Source organism: Lysinibacillus sp. NPDC059133 (assembly GCF_042755925.1).
GTDB lineage: Bacteria > Bacillota > Bacilli > Bacillales_A > Planococcaceae > Lysinibacillus.
Genome location: NZ_JBHZDH010000054.1, coordinates 1 through 17,296, shown reverse-complemented (window position 1 = coordinate 17,296; position 17,296 = coordinate 1). Strand labels below are relative to the sequence as shown.

Annotated in this window: 20 protein-coding genes; 19 read left to right on the top strand and 1 reads right to left on the bottom strand. The window is 34.2% G+C overall.

Features of this window, described 5'->3' with window-relative positions:
• Positions 1-70 precede the first annotated feature (70 nt).
• The 19 genes from ACFXN8_RS21545 (at position 71) to pseC (ending at position 17,068) form a co-directional block, all read left to right on the top strand.
• Positions 71-484, top strand: a complete 414-nt coding sequence (locus ACFXN8_RS21545; RefSeq protein ID WP_376073512.1) for a TIGR03826 family flagellar region protein — start codon at positions 71-73, stop codon at positions 482-484.
• A 313-nt stretch (positions 485-797) separates the two neighbouring features.
• Complete coding sequence (flgM, locus tag ACFXN8_RS21540; RefSeq protein WP_386847583.1) at positions 798-1,058, top strand: flagellar biosynthesis anti-sigma factor FlgM; 261 nt, start codon at positions 798-800, stop codon at positions 1,056-1,058.
• Positions 1,059-1,085: 27 nt separating this feature from the next.
• The gene (locus ACFXN8_RS21535) at positions 1,086-1,586 is read left to right on the top strand and encodes a flagellar protein FlgN (protein WP_386847582.1); all 501 of its coding nucleotides are present in this window, start codon (positions 1,086-1,088) and stop codon (positions 1,584-1,586) included.
• 65 nt (positions 1,587-1,651) lie between these two features.
• A complete protein-coding gene (gene flgK, locus ACFXN8_RS21530) occupies positions 1,652-3,199 on the top strand; it encodes a flagellar hook-associated protein FlgK (RefSeq protein ID WP_386847581.1) in 1,548 nt (515 codons plus the stop codon).
• Between the two features lie 34 nt (positions 3,200-3,233).
• Entirely contained in the window at positions 3,234-4,148 is a 915-nt protein-coding gene (flgL, locus tag ACFXN8_RS21525) for a flagellar hook-associated protein FlgL (protein WP_386847580.1), read from the top strand.
• 112 nt (positions 4,149-4,260) lie between these two features.
• The gene (locus ACFXN8_RS21520; RefSeq protein WP_386847579.1) at positions 4,261-4,824 is read left to right on the top strand and encodes a DUF6470 family protein; all 564 of its coding nucleotides are present in this window, start codon (positions 4,261-4,263) and stop codon (positions 4,822-4,824) included.
• A 16-nt stretch (positions 4,825-4,840) separates the two neighbouring features.
• A complete protein-coding gene (gene fliW, locus ACFXN8_RS21515; protein ID WP_386847578.1) occupies positions 4,841-5,284 on the top strand; it encodes a flagellar assembly protein FliW in 444 nt (147 codons plus the stop codon).
• A complete protein-coding gene (gene csrA / locus ACFXN8_RS21510) occupies positions 5,284-5,502 on the top strand; it encodes a carbon storage regulator CsrA (RefSeq protein WP_386847577.1) in 219 nt (72 codons plus the stop codon). Before fliW ends, csrA begins: the two co-directional genes overlap by 1 nt.
• A 166-nt stretch (positions 5,503-5,668) precedes the next feature.
• Positions 5,669-6,481, top strand: a complete 813-nt coding sequence (locus ACFXN8_RS21505; protein ID WP_386847576.1) for a flagellin N-terminal helical domain-containing protein — start codon at positions 5,669-5,671, stop codon at positions 6,479-6,481.
• A 101-nt stretch (positions 6,482-6,582) separates the two neighbouring features.
• The gene (locus ACFXN8_RS21500; protein ID WP_386847575.1) at positions 6,583-8,283 is read left to right on the top strand and encodes a motility associated factor glycosyltransferase family protein; all 1,701 of its coding nucleotides are present in this window, start codon (positions 6,583-6,585) and stop codon (positions 8,281-8,283) included.
• Between the two features lie 11 nt (positions 8,284-8,294).
• Positions 8,295-8,639, top strand: a complete 345-nt coding sequence (locus ACFXN8_RS21495; RefSeq protein WP_386847574.1) for a nuclear hormone receptor family protein — start codon at positions 8,295-8,297, stop codon at positions 8,637-8,639.
• Entirely contained in the window at positions 8,639-9,856 is a 1,218-nt protein-coding gene (locus ACFXN8_RS21490; RefSeq protein WP_386847573.1) for a 6-hydroxymethylpterin diphosphokinase MptE-like protein, read from the top strand. The genes ACFXN8_RS21495 and ACFXN8_RS21490 overlap by 1 nt, the downstream gene beginning before the upstream one ends.
• 109 nt (positions 9,857-9,965) lie before the next feature.
• On the top strand, positions 9,966-10,937 hold the full coding sequence (gene pseB / locus ACFXN8_RS21485) for a UDP-N-acetylglucosamine 4,6-dehydratase (inverting) (protein WP_386847572.1): 972 nt from the start codon (positions 9,966-9,968) through the stop codon (positions 10,935-10,937).
• 33 nt (positions 10,938-10,970) lie between these two features.
• The gene (locus ACFXN8_RS21480; RefSeq protein ID WP_386847571.1) at positions 10,971-12,182 is read left to right on the top strand and encodes an ATP-grasp domain-containing protein; all 1,212 of its coding nucleotides are present in this window, start codon (positions 10,971-10,973) and stop codon (positions 12,180-12,182) included.
• Position 12,183: 1 nt separating this feature from the next.
• A complete protein-coding gene (locus ACFXN8_RS21475; RefSeq protein ID WP_386847570.1) occupies positions 12,184-12,864 on the top strand; it encodes a class I SAM-dependent methyltransferase in 681 nt (226 codons plus the stop codon).
• A 285-nt stretch (positions 12,865-13,149) separates the two neighbouring features.
• Positions 13,150-14,199, top strand: a complete 1,050-nt coding sequence (locus ACFXN8_RS21470; protein WP_386847569.1) for an N-acetylneuraminate synthase family protein — start codon at positions 13,150-13,152, stop codon at positions 14,197-14,199.
• Entirely contained in the window at positions 14,196-15,179 is a 984-nt protein-coding gene (locus tag ACFXN8_RS21465) for a hypothetical protein (RefSeq protein WP_386847568.1), read from the top strand. The genes ACFXN8_RS21470 and ACFXN8_RS21465 overlap by 4 nt, the downstream gene beginning before the upstream one ends.
• A complete protein-coding gene (locus ACFXN8_RS21460; protein ID WP_386847567.1) occupies positions 15,176-15,910 on the top strand; it encodes a cytidylyltransferase domain-containing protein in 735 nt (244 codons plus the stop codon). The genes ACFXN8_RS21465 and ACFXN8_RS21460 overlap by 4 nt, the downstream gene beginning before the upstream one ends.
• Before the next feature lie 15 nt (positions 15,911-15,925).
• On the top strand, positions 15,926-17,068 hold the full coding sequence (gene pseC, locus ACFXN8_RS21455; RefSeq protein ID WP_386847566.1) for a UDP-4-amino-4,6-dideoxy-N-acetyl-beta-L-altrosamine transaminase: 1,143 nt from the start codon (positions 15,926-15,928) through the stop codon (positions 17,066-17,068).
• Positions 17,069-17,186: 118 nt separating this feature from the next.
• Here the strand turns inward: pseC and ACFXN8_RS21450 are convergent.
• Positions 17,187-17,296: IS3 family transposase (locus tag ACFXN8_RS21450; protein WP_386847596.1), on the bottom strand; the 110-nt coding region annotated here is incomplete at its 5' end.

The following is a 17,296-nucleotide window of genomic DNA, read 5'->3' as shown; positions in this document are numbered from 1 at the left end:
TGTGTATAATAGATTACGAGTTATATAAGGTTCGTATTTTGTTGTTATTATGCAAGAGGAGGAAGAATAGATGGCAGAGGTTCGTAATTGTCCGAAATGTAATGAGTTTTTTAATTATATAGGGGTCAGAGAAGTATGTCATAAATGCGCTCAATCGGAAGAAGATTTATATCAAATCGTTTATCGCTTTTTACGTAAACGTGAAAACCGTGCGGCGACAGTAGAGCGAATTGTTGAAGCAACAGGAGCTGAAGAGGAGTTATTGTACAAATGGGTACGCAAGGGGCGTTTACAGCCTGCGATGTTCCCGAATCTTGGCTATCCATGTGATAACTGCGGTCATCTAACGACAACAGGCAAGCTTTGTACAAAATGTCAGGATGAATTGAAGTCGGAGCTTCGCACATTCGAAGCGGCGAAAGAGTTTCGTGAGAGTGTGGTAGATCGTGATCGTGTAACCTATCACGCAGATCGAAAACGTTAACTTCTTTCAGCGAGTGTCCAAACACCTGCTGGAATAGAGGAACTCAGTCTAATACCTTCACATCCTGTGAAAACGCCTGAGTGACCAACATCGTATTGGCCCAAAGCCTCCGGCGGATGTCACGGAATCGGCAAGGAGTTCTTTGTGCAAGCACAAAGCCGATTCAGGACGCAATTATGCCGAGGCATAATTGATAGACCTAAAGTGTGTTAATTTTAAACAAAATTAGCACACTTTTTTATATTTGAAAACTTAACATTATGTGAGACAATCCGAAATAATAAGAAGATAAGCTTTTAGATAGGGGGATTACATGAAAATTACATCATATGGGATTAATGCAGTGAACGCCTATAAGAATCAGGTGCGCAATGCACAATCAAGCACTAATAAGGCATCCTTCGCAGATAAAATAGAAATTTCAAAGACTGCACAGGAGATGCAAGGGATTTCAACATACAGCACAGAGCGTACAGAACGCGTAAAACAATTAAAAGAAGATATCGCTTCTGGTGAATACAAAGTGGACGCTCGCAAAGTGGCAGAAGATATGCTGAAATATTATCGTTTCTAAGGAATATCAGAAAGGGTGCTTCGCAATATGTCTGTAGACACGATCTGTTCTACACTAACAAAACTAGAAAGAATGCATAAAAGCTTACTTGAACTAGCCATTAAAAAAACCGAAATCATTACAGCTGGCGATATCGAAGCACTGGACCAAATGCTCAAGGATGAGCAGGCACATGTAGCAGCCATCGATAAGCTCGAGCAACAGCGTCAGAAACAGGTAACGGATTACCTTGGGGCAAAAGGATTTGCTTCAACTGACAAAGCAACTGTCGCTGATGTCATCGAGGCTGCTGAACAACAGACTGAAAAAGACACGCTCTCAGCTGTTCGCAATCGATTATTGCAAATTATCAACGACTTAAAAAAACAAAACGATTTAAATCAAAAACTAGTGTTCCAATCACTACAATTTGTCAATCTGACATTGGATAATGTACGACCTCGAACTGAGCAAATGAACTACTCTGGCAGTGAGGTTCGCGGCACAAATTCAATGGCCAAAAAATCATATTTCGATTCTCAAGCATAGTTTTTTGCACCCATGCAAGAAACATTTGCTTGAAATTAAAAACGTTATAAAAGGGAGGAAAAAAAATGCGCTCAACATTTATGGGCTTAGAAGCAAGTAAACGCGGTTTATTTACACAACAAACAGCTCTATATACAACTGGACATAATATTTCCAATGCAAATACATTAGGTTACTCTCGCCAACGAGTAAATATGCAAGCGACGCAAGGTTTCCCACAAGCAGGTTTAAATCAACCTAACTATCCAGGGCATCTCGGAACTGGGGTTGAAGCGGGATCGATTCAACGTGTTCGTGACGAATTTATCGACCGTCAAGTCCGTCAAGAAACAAACAAACTAGGCTATTGGGAATCACGTTCAAATGCGATTTCTCAAATGGAAGATATCATGAACGAACCGTCTCAATATGGTTTAAACGCAGCATTAGAACAGTTCTGGAAAGGGCTTCAAGATGTCAGTACAAACCCAGAAAATGCAGCCTCTCGTAAAGTAGCGATGCAACGAGCTGAACACCTAGCTGAATCCTTTAAATATATGGATACGCAGCTAAAAACAATTCAAGGTAATTTAGGGAACGAAATTAATGTAGCGACTAATCGTATCAACTCACTCTTAAAGCAAATTGCTGCCATTAATAAACAAGTGCAGGAAGTAGAGCCGAATGGTCATGTACCGAACGATTTATACGATGAACGTGATGTGTTAATCGATGAATTAAATAATTACATACCTGTATCCATTAAACGTGTCGAATCTGGCGGAAATGCTAGTGCTGTGGCTGAAGGAAGCCTTACAGTTGTGCTCAAATATGGTACAGAGGAAATTGAACTAGTGAATGGTAGAGACTTTGCTACTATCGAAGTAAATGGCACTGTCGCAGATCCAAGTGGTTCCAAGCAAATTAATGGCAACGACTTGTCCAATGTGTTCTCATCTATTCAAGTAAGTGGACTTGGTAAATCAGAATCCATTACATATGACCAGTTAGAATCAGGTAAAGGGAAACTGTTATCTCTTATTGATTCGTACGGATATGATAGTCCAGATGGGCCAAAAGGTTATTACGTTGAAACATTAGAAGACCTTAATGATTTGGCAGCTAAATTTGCTAAAGCCTTCAATGACCTGCACAAGGAAGGTTATGATTTAACAGGTGTTAAAAATAATGATGATTTCTTTACTGGGGAAAACGGAGTAATAACTGCAGGCAATATTAAGGTAAACGATGTTTTCATAAAAGATCCTTCTAAATTAGCTGCTTCTGACGCAGCGAATGAAGAAGGAAATGGTAAATTTGCACTTGAACTAGCTAATCTTCAATCAAAAAGCCAAGCTGATTTAAATGGTGCGACATTTAACTCTTTTTATCAAGGAATGATCGGGAAACTAGGAACTGATGGTGAAGAAGCTTATCGCTTAAACATGACTTCAGAAAAATTATTAGTAACACTTTCTGGTAATCGTGCCTCAGTTAGTTCAGTGTCCCTTGATGAGGAAATGACAAATATGATTACGTTCCAACAAGCATATAATGCCAACGCACGTATGATTACAGTTGTCGATGAAACATTAGACAAAATCATTAACGGCATGGGCCGTGTAGGACTATAAAAATAGAATTACGATAGAAAGGGGCTTTTAAAAAATGCGCGTAACGCAATCCATGCTATCTAATAATATGCTTTTAAATTTAAATAATAGCTACGGTAAAATGTCCAAACTACAAGATCAAATCACTTCAGGTATGAAGATTACTCGTCCTTCTGATGACCCAGTTATTGCAGTAAAAGGAATGGGCTTTCGCCGTGATTTAGGTCAAGTAGAACAATATACACGTAATATGAATGAGGTTAATAACTGGTTAGACACAACAGACGAATCGCTCAACCAAGTTGGTGAGCAGATGAAGCGTGTGCGTGAGCTTGTTATTCAAGCAGCAAATGATACGAATACTCCAGAAGATCGTGCGAAAATTAAAACTGAAATCGATCAAATTCGTCAGCAAATTCAGGATGTCGGAAATACAAAAATTGCTGATCGTTATATTTTTAGTGGTACGAAAACAGGTCAGCCGCTTTTTGAAAATGGTGCACTTAATACAAATGTAAATTCCGAAGACGTAAAGATTGAAGTTTATGATGGCATTCAGATGAACGTGAATACTCCTGGAGCTGAACTATTTCAAAATATTGATGATATGATGGGGGAAATTTCAGATCTTTTAGATCCTGAACGTCCTGGTGGTCCAGCTACTGGTGAAGAAATCGGTAATGCGCTTGGAGGAGTAGCTGAACAAAGCACTGGAGATGATATTACTGCAATCCATAATAAAATTCTCGAGGCTCAGGCTGATGTCGGGGCACGTCAAAATCGTGTAGAGTTAATGGAGAATCGTCTTGATATCCGAGAAATAAGTGTAACAAAGCAAATGTCCGATAATGAAGATGTTGATTACGCGAAAGCAATTACAGAAATGATCACTCAAAATTCCATTCATCAGGCTGCATTATCTGTAGGTGCACAAATTATTCAACAAACATTAGTAGATTTTATTAGATAAAATAGTCTCTTCTATTTAAATTTGAGTCGGATTTGAGAGATCTTAACGAATAAGATTAAAAGAAGCGTTTGGACATTTTGTTCAGACGCTTTTCTTGAAAGGAGAGAAGTAGATGAGACTCCCACAAATTCAAATTCATACAACAGATGCGAAAATAGACCTTAATATATCAAAGCCACAACAGTATATTAAACAACCAAAAGCGACCCAGCGTATTGAACAACCCGCAGCTATTTTAGATATTCGTACAACTAGAGGTGTTTTAAAAATAGACTCTTCTCAGGCAAGACGAGATCTAGGTATGATTGGACCTCTGGAATCTAGTGCCAACTACGCACAAAAAGGTAAACAAGAGGTACTTAAGGGAATGGCGCGAAGAGCAAGAGAAGGGCGCCAGATGATGGATAATTCCGGTAAAGGGCATGGGCGTGCGACAATTCAGGGTATTGCAAAACAAAATCATGGCCCTCACCAAGCGCAATTTAATATTAAGTTTGTCCCATCTGTAGGATCTGTCAAAATTGACTATACCCCTGGGACAACGGATGTCAATATCCAGCGTAGAGAACCAATTATTGACGCAAAGGTGAACAAACCAATTCACGAATATACGCCAGGTAAAGTAATTGGTACAATGGTACAAAGACCAGATGTTAACATCGATGTCATCATTTAAAGGAGCGTATGAAATAATGAAAATTGCTACAAAATTTTTAGGTGAAGTCGAAATATCTGAACAAGACATCCTTACGTTTGAACAGGGACTATTAGGATTAGAGGATGAAAAAAAATTTGTAATACTACCTATAGATGCTGATCTTCCTTTAGCAATATTACAATCAGTTGAGCACACAGAAATTGGTTTTGTAGTTGCCTATCCGTTCGCCTTCAAAAAAGATTACAGCTTTGATATAAGTGAAGATGATCGTGATCAGCTACAAATCGAGAAAGAAGAGGACGTGCTTACATACTCTATTGTAACAATGAAGGAAACATTCCAAGAATCAACTATTAATTTGCTTGCACCTATAATCGTTAATATGGATAAAAAATGTGGTAAACAAATTGTCCTGCAAGATAATAAATCCTATCCACTACGCTACCCAATGCAAACATTGGAAGGAAGTGCGAAATAATGCTAGTACTTTCTCGTAAGAAAGATGAATCTATTATGATTGGCGATCAAATCGAAATTAAAATATTAGCTGTCGAAGGTGAGCAAATTAAAATCGGCATTGTCGCGCCAAAAACAGTTAAAGTACACCGTTCCGAAGTTTTTGAAGCAATTCAAGCTCAAAATAGAGAAGCTCTTTCTACCTCATCAAGTTTCTTAGAGCAGCTGAAGAGAAAATAATTTGGAATCTATTACATAAAAAAAAAAACTTTCGAAATACTATTAAACATTTCCAACTAAATACGATATATAGATTGTAAGGGGCAGGAAGTACATACATACTACCTAATCCGAAATTCCACACGGATGTGGAATGACAAAACAAACATTCAAGGAGGAATTCCAAATGAGAATTCAACACAACATTTCAGCTTTAAACACACACCGTAACCTAGCATTCAACAACACTCAAGCTTCTAAAAACCTTGAGAAATTATCTTCAGGTTACAAAATCAACCGCGCTGGTGACGATGCTGCTGGTTTAGCAATCTCTGAAAAAATGCGTGGCCAAATCCGTGGTCTTGACATGGCAACTAAAAACGCTCAAGATTCAATCTCTTTAATCCAAACTGCTGAGGGTGCTCTTAACGAAACACACGCTATCCTACAACGTATGCGTGAATTGGCAGTACAATCTGCGAATGATACAAACGTAACTTCTGACCGTGGCGATTTACAAAAAGAAATCAATGCACTTTCTGAAGAGATCACACGTATTGCAAACAACACAGAGTTCAACACTCAAAAATTATTAAACGGTTCATTTGCTACTAAAGCATTCCATATTGGTGCGAACGAAGGACAAAACATCAGTCTTTCAATTGATAGTATGAGTGCAGGTGCAATCGGTGTTTCTGGATTAAGCATCTCTTCTCAAACTGCTGCAGATGATGCAATTACAACAATTAACAATGCTTTAACTACAGTTTCTGCTACTCGTTCGGATTTAGGGGCGGTACAAAACCGTTTAGAGCACACTATCAACAACTTAGGTGCGACTTCTGAAAACTTAACAGCTGCAGAATCTCGTATTCGTGATACTGACATGGCTAAAGAAATGATGGGCTTCACTAAAAACAACATCTTAATGCAAGCAGCTCAATCTATGTTAGCTCAAGCTAATCAACAACCACAAGGCGTTCTTCAATTATTACAATAATTGAATAGCGTTTGGTATAAGATAAAGGAATCTGTCTTCTTTTTGACAGATTCCTTTATTTTTTTATTTTACAGTCGATAATAAATGAGAGGTGGCTGAATTTGAGTAAATATAAAATAGAATACTTACCTACTATTAATAATCTACAAACTATTAAAGTTAATGATTACTTTTTACATAGCAAATATAATCCTATCCAGGAAGCAAAGAGAATCGTGGAAAAAGAGTTTGAACCAAATTTTGTTCACGTAGTTTTTGGTCATGGTTTAGGATATATCGTTAATGAATTAAAAAATCAAATAACTAAAAAGGAAATGTTAATTGTTATAGATCCGCTTTGTAGAGAGCTTTCTGATACTGTAGGGAAAAATAATGACTATATATTGCTTGAGGAAATAAAGAGTGAAATTATTGAGGAAACTATAAGTACCGCTTTAAAGAATTTAAGTGCTAAGGTGAAGGTGATATGCTCACCTAATTACGATAAAATTTTTAAGGAAGAGTACTTAAGTGTTTTAGAGAGCGTCAAAAGAATCCAAAGACTTCATCAAGTTAGAGAAAACACAACAAGGCGATTCTCCTACGAATGGCAGGAAAATTATATACATAATCTCTTACATACATTTAGAAGTCACTCAGTTAAAGAATTAGAAAAACAATATAATTGTCCTGTTGTTGTTATTTCAGGGGGGCCTTCTTTAAAAAAACAAATTCCGTTGCTGAAAAAAGTTAGGAATCAAGTTATCACGATAGCTTCAGGTTCTACTATTAACTCCTTAAAACACCATGGAATAGAACCTGATTATGTAGTATCAATAGATGGGGGAAAGGCAAATTATAGTCATTTTAAAGAGATTAGCGATATTAAGTCTCACTTAATTTTCGGATTCAGTAGCCATTATAAAATACAGGAGATATTTTTAAATAGAAAGTATGCTCTTTTAGATGGTGGAGACAGTGATTTTCGAAAATATATCATGGAGAAATTTAATATTGAAGTCCCACTTATTACAGGCGGAGCTTCAGTAGCCAACTTTGCTTTTTCAGTAGCTTGCTATATGACGAAGGGACCTGTTGCGATTATTGGACAGGATTTGGCATACACTGATAATAAATCGCATGAGGATAGCAACAAACACTTTGTAGAAGTAGATGAAGCCTATATGAAAGAGCGTGGAATGTTTGAAATAACAGGCTATTATAATGATAAAATTCTAACTGACTATGCATTTTTGCTTATGAAGAGGGATTTTGAAAGGCTAAATAAGCAAATACAGCATTCGGCGCCAATTTTTAATTGTACAGAGGGTGGAGCCAAAATAGAAGGAATGGAACAACTTTCCTTCTTGGAATTTTGCAAACTATTTATTAATGGAGAAGATAGCATAGAAGTAAGTATTCATTTTAAACCGCATGATATAAATAAGGATATTTTCATCAGTAAAATGCAGGATGAAATAGTGATTTATAATAAGCTTATTAGTCAAATTCAAGTTGGTCTGGCAAAATTGGAGAGAAATAATTCGAATACGGTATTTGAAAAAAGTGTTTTACTTGAGTTGGATAAGATAGATAAATCAATTAAAAAATATAAGACAAAAACTGCGATGAATCATATATTCGATCCAATTACGATAAATGTCCTACGTAATTATGAACCAACCCCTAATGAGAGTGATAAGGAAGCTTATCAAAGAGTATATAATCAGAATAAAGAGCTTTATTCAAGATTATTAGAAGTTTTTTATACTTCGAAACAATATGTTTTAGATATGATAGAAAATGCCAATAAATTAATGTGAGGTTACAAAATATGAATGATTTGTTGAACGAAACAATTTTAAGTTTTAACGAGTATATTGGGGGACTACCTGAAGGTTGTATGATGATTGCAAATGTCCTACGTGATGACCAGATTGCGGAAGCTCTTGGTCATATTAAAGATTTCTCGGAAGGGGCTTGCTGGGTAGTTGAAGCAAGTAGGCTATTACAAGCAAACAATGTGTCGATAGGATTCGATATGACGAAGATTATAGATTACCTGGGAGAAATAAATGAGGGGCTATCTATCGGAGATTATAATTTAGTAGCAGATATATTTGAATATGAAATTGCTCCATTCTTTAAAGATATAGAATCAGGAGCTTCTCGAATATAATGGAATTCGAAAAATTTGATGCTCATGATGGCAACGCTACATTAAAGGTAAATAATATATTATTGTATAGCAAGTACCGTCCCCTTACAGAGGTGAAAAAGTTTATTGAAAGTGAAATTAATAATGAAGCTAAAGGGTATTTATTAATAGGGTTAGGATTAGGCTATCATTTAAAAGCTTTAGCAAATTTAGTAGAAGAGAAAAAGCCGATTATTGTTTTTGCCTTAGATGAAAAAGAAATAGCGTTATATCAATCTGTATACTATAGCGAAAAATTGTTAGATAATATAACTATCACAACAGACTTTAAAGAAATATCTATCCCGAATGACTTTCAAATTATCATGCCGCATGTTTGGTTACAAGTAATGGACAAAGGCCATCCACTTTATTATTTGTTGATGGATATAAAAATAAAGCAGATGTCTTACAAGCGTTTTTTTTCAATGATGAGGAAAAATTTTCACGAAAATGTACAGCAAAATTATTTTGGTCTGACAGAGTATAAAGAAAATATGCAAAATACAAATATCGCTTGCCTAATTTCTAGTGGACCATCCCTGAATTTAACAAAAAAGTGGTTGGGAAATATTAGGAGTAAGGTATATCTGCTATGCGTAGGTTCTGCCCTGAAAGTACTACTAAAAGAAAATATTGTCCCAGATGCCGTAATTATAACGGATTGTCAATCAAATATTGTTGATCAATTTAATGATTCAGGGTATACAGGCGACCTCTTCTTTTTAAGTACTGCAGATTTTAATACTGTAAGGCAACACCAAGGAAAAAAAAGTATTTTGATGCAAGAAGGATATGATCTGGCTGAGTGTTTTGTGGAAAAAAAATCCTATCCCTTATTAGAAACTGGTGGGTCTGTAGCTACAGCGGGCTATAGTTTGTTAGAGTATTTAGAGTTTAGGACAATAATCTTGTTTGGTCAGGATTTAGGTTTTGCTAATGAAAATACGCATGCTATGAATTCTACTTCTGGAAGAGAATTATTAATGGACGAGGAGTTTATTGAAATAGAATCTAATACTCAAGAACTCATTAAAACGTTACCTAATTTAAATAGCTATTTAAGATGGTTTAATCGAAAATGTAGGGTAAGCAAATGCCAAGTGTACAATACAGCTGAAAAAGGGGCAAAAATAGAAGGCGTCCCATTAATAAATGAAGAACGATTTTATGCACTTATAAAAAAAACTATAGATTAACAGTTTTATCTTTATGATTAAGATGAATTGTCGATATAATAATGGGTTTGAAAATTAAATCTCGTAGGAAATATACTTAATTATTAAGATTTAAGATAGGAGTTTTTAAATGATGGTGTTAGATAATAAAACTGTGCTAGTAACAGGTGGTACAGGCTCCTTTGGTAAGAAATTTATACGTAAGATACTTAATGAAGATGTGAAAAAAGTAATCGTCTTCAGCCGTGATGAACTGAAGCAATACGAAATGAAGCAGGAATTTAAAGATGAGCGAATTCGATTTTTTATTGGAGATGTACGGGATAAAGAGCGTTTATATCGAGCATTTGATGATGTGGATATTGTTATTCATGCGGCAGCGATGAAACATGTAGATGCATGTGAATATAATCCGTTTGAGGCTGTAAAAACGAATATTCACGGTGCACAAAATATTATAGAAGCGGCAATCGATCGCGGTGTAGAAAGAGTCATTGCACTATCAACGGATAAAGCTTGCTCACCGGTGAATTTATATGGTGCGACAAAACTAGCATCTGATAAACTATTTGTTGCAGCCAATGCTTATGTTGGAGAAAAGAAAACACGTTTTGCGGTCGTGCGCTATGGTAATGTAGTAGGAAGCCGTGGTAGTGTTGTTCCATTTTTTAAAAAGATTAAAGACAAAAGAAAGTTACCAATTACAGATGAACGTATGACTCGTTTTTGGATTACTTTAGACCAAGGTGTACAATTTGTTCTAGATAATTTAGAGCGTATGTATGGTGGTGAAATTTTTGTACCAAAAATTCCTAGTATGAAGGTAACAGATTTGGCTAAAGCTATTGCACCAGAATGCGAAATTGAAATAATTGGAATTAGACCTGGTGAGAAATTACATGAAGCAATGATTATGGAAGACGATGCGCGTCATACAGTGGAGTTCGATAATTACTATGTAATTCAACCTGAGTTCCCGTTTTGGTCACCGAAGTTTACAGAAGGTGGAAAGAAATTACCAGAAGGCTTTGAATACACGAGTGATAAAAATAAAGAATGGTTAACTATGCTAGAGTTAAAAGAACTTGCTGAAAATCTTTAAACTGAGTTTGTTAAACATGAGGAAGTGATAATCGTGTCTCTATCCAAAATTAAGATATTAGCAATTGGTACCGGTGTTGAACAAATCGAAGCAATTCAATATGCTAAATCGAAGCAATTCTATGTAATAGCAATAGATAGAGTGATAAGTGATTTTGTAAAGGAAATTGTTGATGAATTCTACGAAATTGACTTGAAAAATGAAGATGAAATTATTCATAAAATAAAAGATAAAAATATTAAATTTATTATTCCTTCAACTATAGGCTATCTTTTAAAAACAATAGGAAGTATTAATGATACTTTAAATCTTCCAGGTGTTACAAAAGAAATGGCATTGAAAATGACTGTGAAAAGTAAATATTCCGAGTTTTTAAAAACGAGGTCATTGTTTAACCCTAAAAAACAAGTAATAGAGGGAGAAAATATAACTGCTAAATATATAAAGGGAATTATTAGAAATGTAGGTTTGCCTTGTATTCTTAAACCAGAAAAAGGATCTGGTAGTAGGGGAGTAATATCTATTTTTAAGAAAAATGAAATTATAGACGCTGTACAATATTCATTAGAAAATTTGCTAAGTAATGAGGCGCTTATAATTGAACAGTATATAGAGGGAGTAGAGTATGGCGTAGATTTTCAAATTAAGCAAGGTAATATTCAAATAATTGCTATTAGAGATAAAATTATGAGTGATCTACCCTATAGACAAGAAGTTGGCTATATTTACGAATTTGATGATACTAAAGTTGAACTTAAAAAGAGAATAGGTGAAGAGTTATATCGAGCCTTTGAAAATGAGAAAAACGATTTATGTTGTATAGGGAATATTGATGTAATAATCAATGAAAAGTTTGTTTATTTTGTTGAAATGTCTTTGAGACCTGCTGGGTTAGGGATTATGTATAATTTTCTGCCTTTAGCAATAGGATACAATCCTGTACATAATATGATTAATATGTTAGCTTTCGGTGAAGAAAATGTAAAAAAACTTACTCGTAATAATGTAGTAGGAATGTTTTATTTAGATGTACCACCAGGAAAGGTGCAATCACTTCCAGATTTAGATAAATTCGTAGTTGTAAAAAGCGAGATTAATTTAAATATAGGGGATATAGTAGAACCTATTAAAACAGGTCAAGATACTATAAATAGAGGATATATTCTTTTAGAATCAACAAATCGGAAACAATTATATAAGAATTATAAAAAAATTTTAGAAGAAATAGAAGTGGAGAAGATGTAGAATGAACAATAGTGATTTACAAAATAAAATTGCTTGGACTAAAGAAATAAAAAAAAATGTTATGCTATATCCGAATGAAAGGATTGTTGCATTTTTAGCTAGGAATTATAAAGACATAGAGGTAAATAGCTCTAAAAAAGCATTAGATATAGGCTTTGGCTCTGGTAGACATTTGAAGTTACTTTTAGACTATGGTTTTCAAACATACGGTACAGATTACAGTGAAGAATGTTTGAAGATAGCTAATGATAAATTAAAGAACTACAGTGGACTACAAAAATTGAGCTTGCACTCTATTGAAGAACTTGATTATCAAAATGAAACATTTGATGTTATCTTACTTTATGGAGTTGCATTTTTGCGACAATTTGAGGAAATGAAACAGGATTTACAACATATTTTTAATTTGTTAAAAGTAGGTGGAAAATCTATTGTAAACTTTAGAACAAACGAAGATGATATGTTTCAAACTGGTAAAAAAGTATCGGAGCAAACGTATATTTTAAATGATGATCGCTATCCAAGTTATAGAAATATGCTTTATACATTTTTATCATTAGAAGAAGCAAAAGAATTATTAGAAAGTACTGGCTTCAAGATTATAAATATTGAAAGAGAAGATTATTGGAAAAATCAGTTAGAACAAAAAAATAGTTGGTGGATTTTCACTGTAGAGAAGTAGTTAATTGAGTGATGTAAAATACTATATGTTATAGGACTACTAGAGTATATAAAAGCTTCTGTAGGCAGAATAAATCGGCGGTAATTTTATATTAAAGATATATTCCGTCTTCAGTAGTTCAATTAGAGAAAAGAATATCAAAGAAATTATGATGATTTGTTATTAGTTGGAAGAGCGAATATCTGGAATTTCTTCATGAAAGGTTCACTTATGAATGCATATATGGAATTGAACGAAAGATTGACTACTCCGAAAATTTAGTTACTTTAGAAGGGACAAACAGCGATGACATTTAAAGTAGGAGATAAATTAATAGGTAATAATGAACCCGTATTTATTGTAGCAGAAATAGGTGCTAACCATAATAATGATTTAACACTTATAAAAAAAACAATTGATGCAGCATTTGCATGTGGGGTAGATGCAGTTAAATTTCAAACCTATACAGCAGAAGAGTTACTCTCTGATTATGAGCGTTTTATTACATATGGAGTGAGTGGGAAAGAAGTTACAGAACCTATTGGTGATATGTTTAATAAGCTCTCTTTACAAAGAGAATGGCATCATGAAATTTTTGAATATTCGAGAAAACTAGGTTTGGTTCCTTTTTCTACACCATTTAGTATAGATGGTGTAGACTTTTTAAATCAACTAGAAGTACCTTGCTTTAAAATCGCTGCCTCTGATGTGAATTACTTACCTATGTTACAGCATATTGGACAAACTAGAAAGCCTGTCATGTTATCATTAGGGAAATGTACTATAGGAGAAGCAGATGAAGCAATTTGTACATTAGAGAATAATGGTACAAAGGATATGGTAATTATGCATTGTGTTGCCCAATATCCATCTCCTATGGAAGATATGAATTTAAAAACAATTCAAACCCTAAAGCTTCAATATCCAGATAAAATTATTGGTTTTTCAGATCATACTACAGGAGCTACTGCAGCTATAGGGGCAGTTGTGCTAGGAGCGAAAGTTATTGAAAAGCATTTTACGTTAGACAAAAATTTAGAGGGACCTGATCATTGGTTTAGCATGGATCCAAAAGACATGAAATTTATGGTTGATGAAATACGAAACATAGAGATGGCTTTAGGCTCTTCTAGAAAACAAATAGCTAAATCCGAGATTGGTGAACGGAAAACTTCTATTAGGTCTATTGTTTTGAACACAGATATAGAAGTAGGTCAATCTATTTGGGAAAGTGATGTGAAATTTACAAGACCAGGTTGGGGCATTGAACCTAGAGATCTAAATAAAGTTCTTGGTCTTAAAGTGAACCAAAAACTTAAGAAGCATACAGTACTGGAATGGAAGTATTTTAAATGATTATTTTCCATACTTTATTAACTGAGAAATCTGGATTTGGAAATTTCATAAGAATGAAAGAAATTTATAGAGAGTTAAAAAATTTCGCAAAAGATATCTATTTTTTGGTAATGATTGATGATGAAAATAATTTTTCGTTCGGTAGCAAAGATACATACATTTTCTTTAACCAAAATGATATAAGTAATAAGTTTAAGACCTTGCTTGAAAGAAAACCAAGTAAGGTTTTACTTGTTAGTGACTTTCCATTTATAGACGATGTTACAAAACACATTTACTCAAGTTATACATTTGATTACACGATTTCTTTAAATGACGCAACTTTACAAGAAGTAGAACCTAATATATTTATTAATACGGATAAACTTATTAGACCGAAATCATCTGTAAAAAGTTTTGTAGGATTGAAGTATCAAATTATAAGATCTGATTTATCGCGTGGTACCTATTTAAACAAACAGGAAGTAAAAAAAATAGGAGTTATGTTTGGTGGGTCTGATCCAGACAATTTAACAAGTACTTTTTTAAAGGATATTCTTAGAAAAGAACTGAATAAAAGTTATTTTTTTAAAATCGTCGTGAACAATAAAAATAGATATAATAAGTTCCTAAAAATTATTAATGAATTGTGTATTTTAAATATAGAAATTTTATTAGCTCCAAATATGCCTGAATTTTATAAAGATATTGATGTACTGATAAATATGGGAGGGATGTCTTCGTATGAAGCTATGTATTGTGGAGTTAATGTATGCTCAGTAGAATGGAATTATATGGGTGAATATGTGAGGTCTCTTGCACTTGAGAATTTATTAATTAATTTAGGAAGTATTGATCAAGCGTGTGATTTTTTGAACCTTATATTAGGAGATCTCGAAAATTTAAATAAAATAAGGAATCAAGCATTAAAGGTATTAGATGGGAAAGCAACACAAAGAATAGCACAAATTATTTTAGAAACATATGGTGATATGAAATGAACATAGGTGTAATTATTCAAGCACGAATGGGGTCTACAAGATTACCAGGGAAAGTATTAAAACAACTAGATAATAAAGCGGTTTTAAGCTATGTGGTAGAAAGATGTAAACTAATGAATCATATAAATGAAATTATTATTGCAACTACAATTTCATCAGAAGACGATGCTATTGTAGAATGGTGTATTGCTAATGATGTTGCTTATTTTAGAGGAAATGAAAATAATGTTTTAGAGAGATATATCCAATGTGCTGAAAAATATAATCTGGAATATATTATTCGAGTAACAGCAGACTGTCCTTTTGTAGACTTTGAAATAGCGAATGAAGTAATTGAACTAGCAATGCAAGATGATAATTTTGATATATGGGTTATTAGAGAAAATTGGAGTAGAGGATTGGCTATAGAGCTTGTAAAGCTAGAGGCATTAAAAGAAATAAGTCAATTGGTATTGGAAGAAAAATATCTTGAACATGTAACACTTTACTTATATCAAAATGGTATAAAATTTATTAGAAAAAATTTCGAAGTATCTGAAGATAGAAAATATCCTCAATTTAGATTAACTATTGATACGATTGAAGATTTTCTAGTATGTAGCTTAATTGCAAAGAACTTTAAAAGTACATCAGTTACATGTCTTGATATATTCGAATTCCTCCTTGTAAATCCTGAAATTCCTAATTTAAATAATACTATTCAACAAAGTATAGTTTCCGGAAATAATTAAGAGAGAGGGAATGAGATGAATAAGCTTGAATCTTTTTTATCATACGGTTGTCAATCTATCAGCGAAGAAGATATACAGGCAGTAATTGAAACACTGCGCTCTCCTTTTTTAACACAAGGTCCAAAAATAAAACAATTTGAGCAGACAATTGCTGATTATGTTGGTGCACAATATGCAGTAGCTTTTTGCAATGGAACAGCGGCACTTCACGCAGCGTGTTATGCGGCAGGAATAGATGAAGGGGATGAGGTAATCACTTCACCTATTACATTTGCGGCTAGTGCTAACTGTATACGCTATATGGGAGGGAAGGTTGTTTTCGCAGATATCGATGAAGAGACATATAACATTAATCCCACTGAAATAAAAAAGAACATTACCTCACGTACAAAGGCAATAATCCCTGTTGATTTTACAGGTCAGCCAGCAGATATGGATGCAATCATGGATATTGCATGTAAACATAACTTAGTTGTTATTGAAGATGGCGCGCATTCACTAGGTGCTGAATATAAAGGTAAAAAAGTTGGGACACAAGCTGATATGACAATGTTTAGCTTTCATCCCGTTAAGCCGATTACGACAGCTGAAGGTGGTATTATAGTAACAAATGATGAGGAATACTATCGTAAATTACAATTATTCCGTAGTCATGGCATTGAGCATACTGAATATTCTAGTAATCAGGGTGGATGGTACTACGAAATGATGGACCTTGGTTATAATTACCGCATGACGGACTTACAGGCAGCACTCGGCTTATCTCAGTTGAAAAAACTTGATACTTTCATTCAACAACGTCGTGACATCGCAGCTTTTTATACCGAAGCATTTCAAGATGTTAAAGGAATTATTGTTCCACAACAGCTAGAAGGAACTAATTCAGGCTGGCATTTGTATATGCTTCAGCTTAATGGGATTTCTCGAAAGTTCGTGTTTGAACAAATGAGATCATTGAATATTGGAGTTCATGTACATTACATCCCGGTCTATTGGCATCCTTATTATCAGCAATTAGGTTATGAACGTGGATTATGCCCGATTGCAGAAGAGTGGTATGAAAAAGCGTTGACTTTGCCCATTCATCCAAATATGACAGCAGAAGCTTTATCAATTATTGTGACGAATATTAAAGCATTATTAAAACTAGTGAAATAAGTAGGTTAATTCAATTAAATTAAATATATTAGATACAACGATAAATTATTAATAAAGAGACTCCTCAGATTCAGACATTAATGTGGTACCCAAGTCAAGGACAAACTAAAAAAAGAGATTAAGCAGCTAAGAAATGGTTTCTGTATTGCACAGGAGCCATCCTTTTTAGATTCCATTGATAACGATAATTATTGTAATAGACCATGTAGTGATTGATTTTCGCTTTTA

Excerpts from the sequence above, each read along its gene's own strand:
- ACFXN8_RS21545 (WP_376073512.1), top strand. The coding sequence starts at position 71 with ATGGCAGAGGTTCGTAATTGTCCGAAATGTAATGAGTTTTTTAATTAT.
- flgM (WP_386847583.1), top strand. The coding sequence starts at position 798 with ATGAAAATTACATCATATGGGATTAATGCAGTGAACGCCTATAAGAAT.
- ACFXN8_RS21535 (WP_386847582.1), top strand. The coding sequence starts at position 1,086 with ATGTCTGTAGACACGATCTGTTCTACACTAACAAAACTAGAAAGAATG.
- flgK (WP_386847581.1), top strand. The coding sequence starts at position 1,652 with ATGCGCTCAACATTTATGGGCTTAGAAGCAAGTAAACGCGGTTTATTT.
- flgL (WP_386847580.1), top strand. The coding sequence starts at position 3,234 with ATGCGCGTAACGCAATCCATGCTATCTAATAATATGCTTTTAAATTTA.
- ACFXN8_RS21520 (WP_386847579.1), top strand. The coding sequence starts at position 4,261 with ATGAGACTCCCACAAATTCAAATTCATACAACAGATGCGAAAATAGAC.
- fliW (WP_386847578.1), top strand. The coding sequence starts at position 4,841 with ATGAAAATTGCTACAAAATTTTTAGGTGAAGTCGAAATATCTGAACAA.
- csrA (WP_386847577.1), top strand. The coding sequence starts at position 5,284 with ATGCTAGTACTTTCTCGTAAGAAAGATGAATCTATTATGATTGGCGAT.
- ACFXN8_RS21505 (WP_386847576.1), top strand. The coding sequence starts at position 5,669 with ATGAGAATTCAACACAACATTTCAGCTTTAAACACACACCGTAACCTA.
- ACFXN8_RS21495 (WP_386847574.1), top strand. The coding sequence starts at position 8,295 with ATGAATGATTTGTTGAACGAAACAATTTTAAGTTTTAACGAGTATATT.
- ACFXN8_RS21490 (WP_386847573.1), top strand. The coding sequence starts at position 8,639 with ATGGAATTCGAAAAATTTGATGCTCATGATGGCAACGCTACATTAAAG.
- pseB (WP_386847572.1), top strand. The coding sequence starts at position 9,966 with ATGATGGTGTTAGATAATAAAACTGTGCTAGTAACAGGTGGTACAGGC.
- ACFXN8_RS21475 (WP_386847570.1), top strand. The coding sequence starts at position 12,184 with ATGAACAATAGTGATTTACAAAATAAAATTGCTTGGACTAAAGAAATA.
- ACFXN8_RS21470 (WP_386847569.1), top strand. The coding sequence starts at position 13,150 with ATGACATTTAAAGTAGGAGATAAATTAATAGGTAATAATGAACCCGTA.
- ACFXN8_RS21465 (WP_386847568.1), top strand. The coding sequence starts at position 14,196 with ATGATTATTTTCCATACTTTATTAACTGAGAAATCTGGATTTGGAAAT.
- ACFXN8_RS21460 (WP_386847567.1), top strand. The coding sequence starts at position 15,176 with ATGAACATAGGTGTAATTATTCAAGCACGAATGGGGTCTACAAGATTA.
- pseC (WP_386847566.1), top strand. The coding sequence starts at position 15,926 with ATGAATAAGCTTGAATCTTTTTTATCATACGGTTGTCAATCTATCAGC.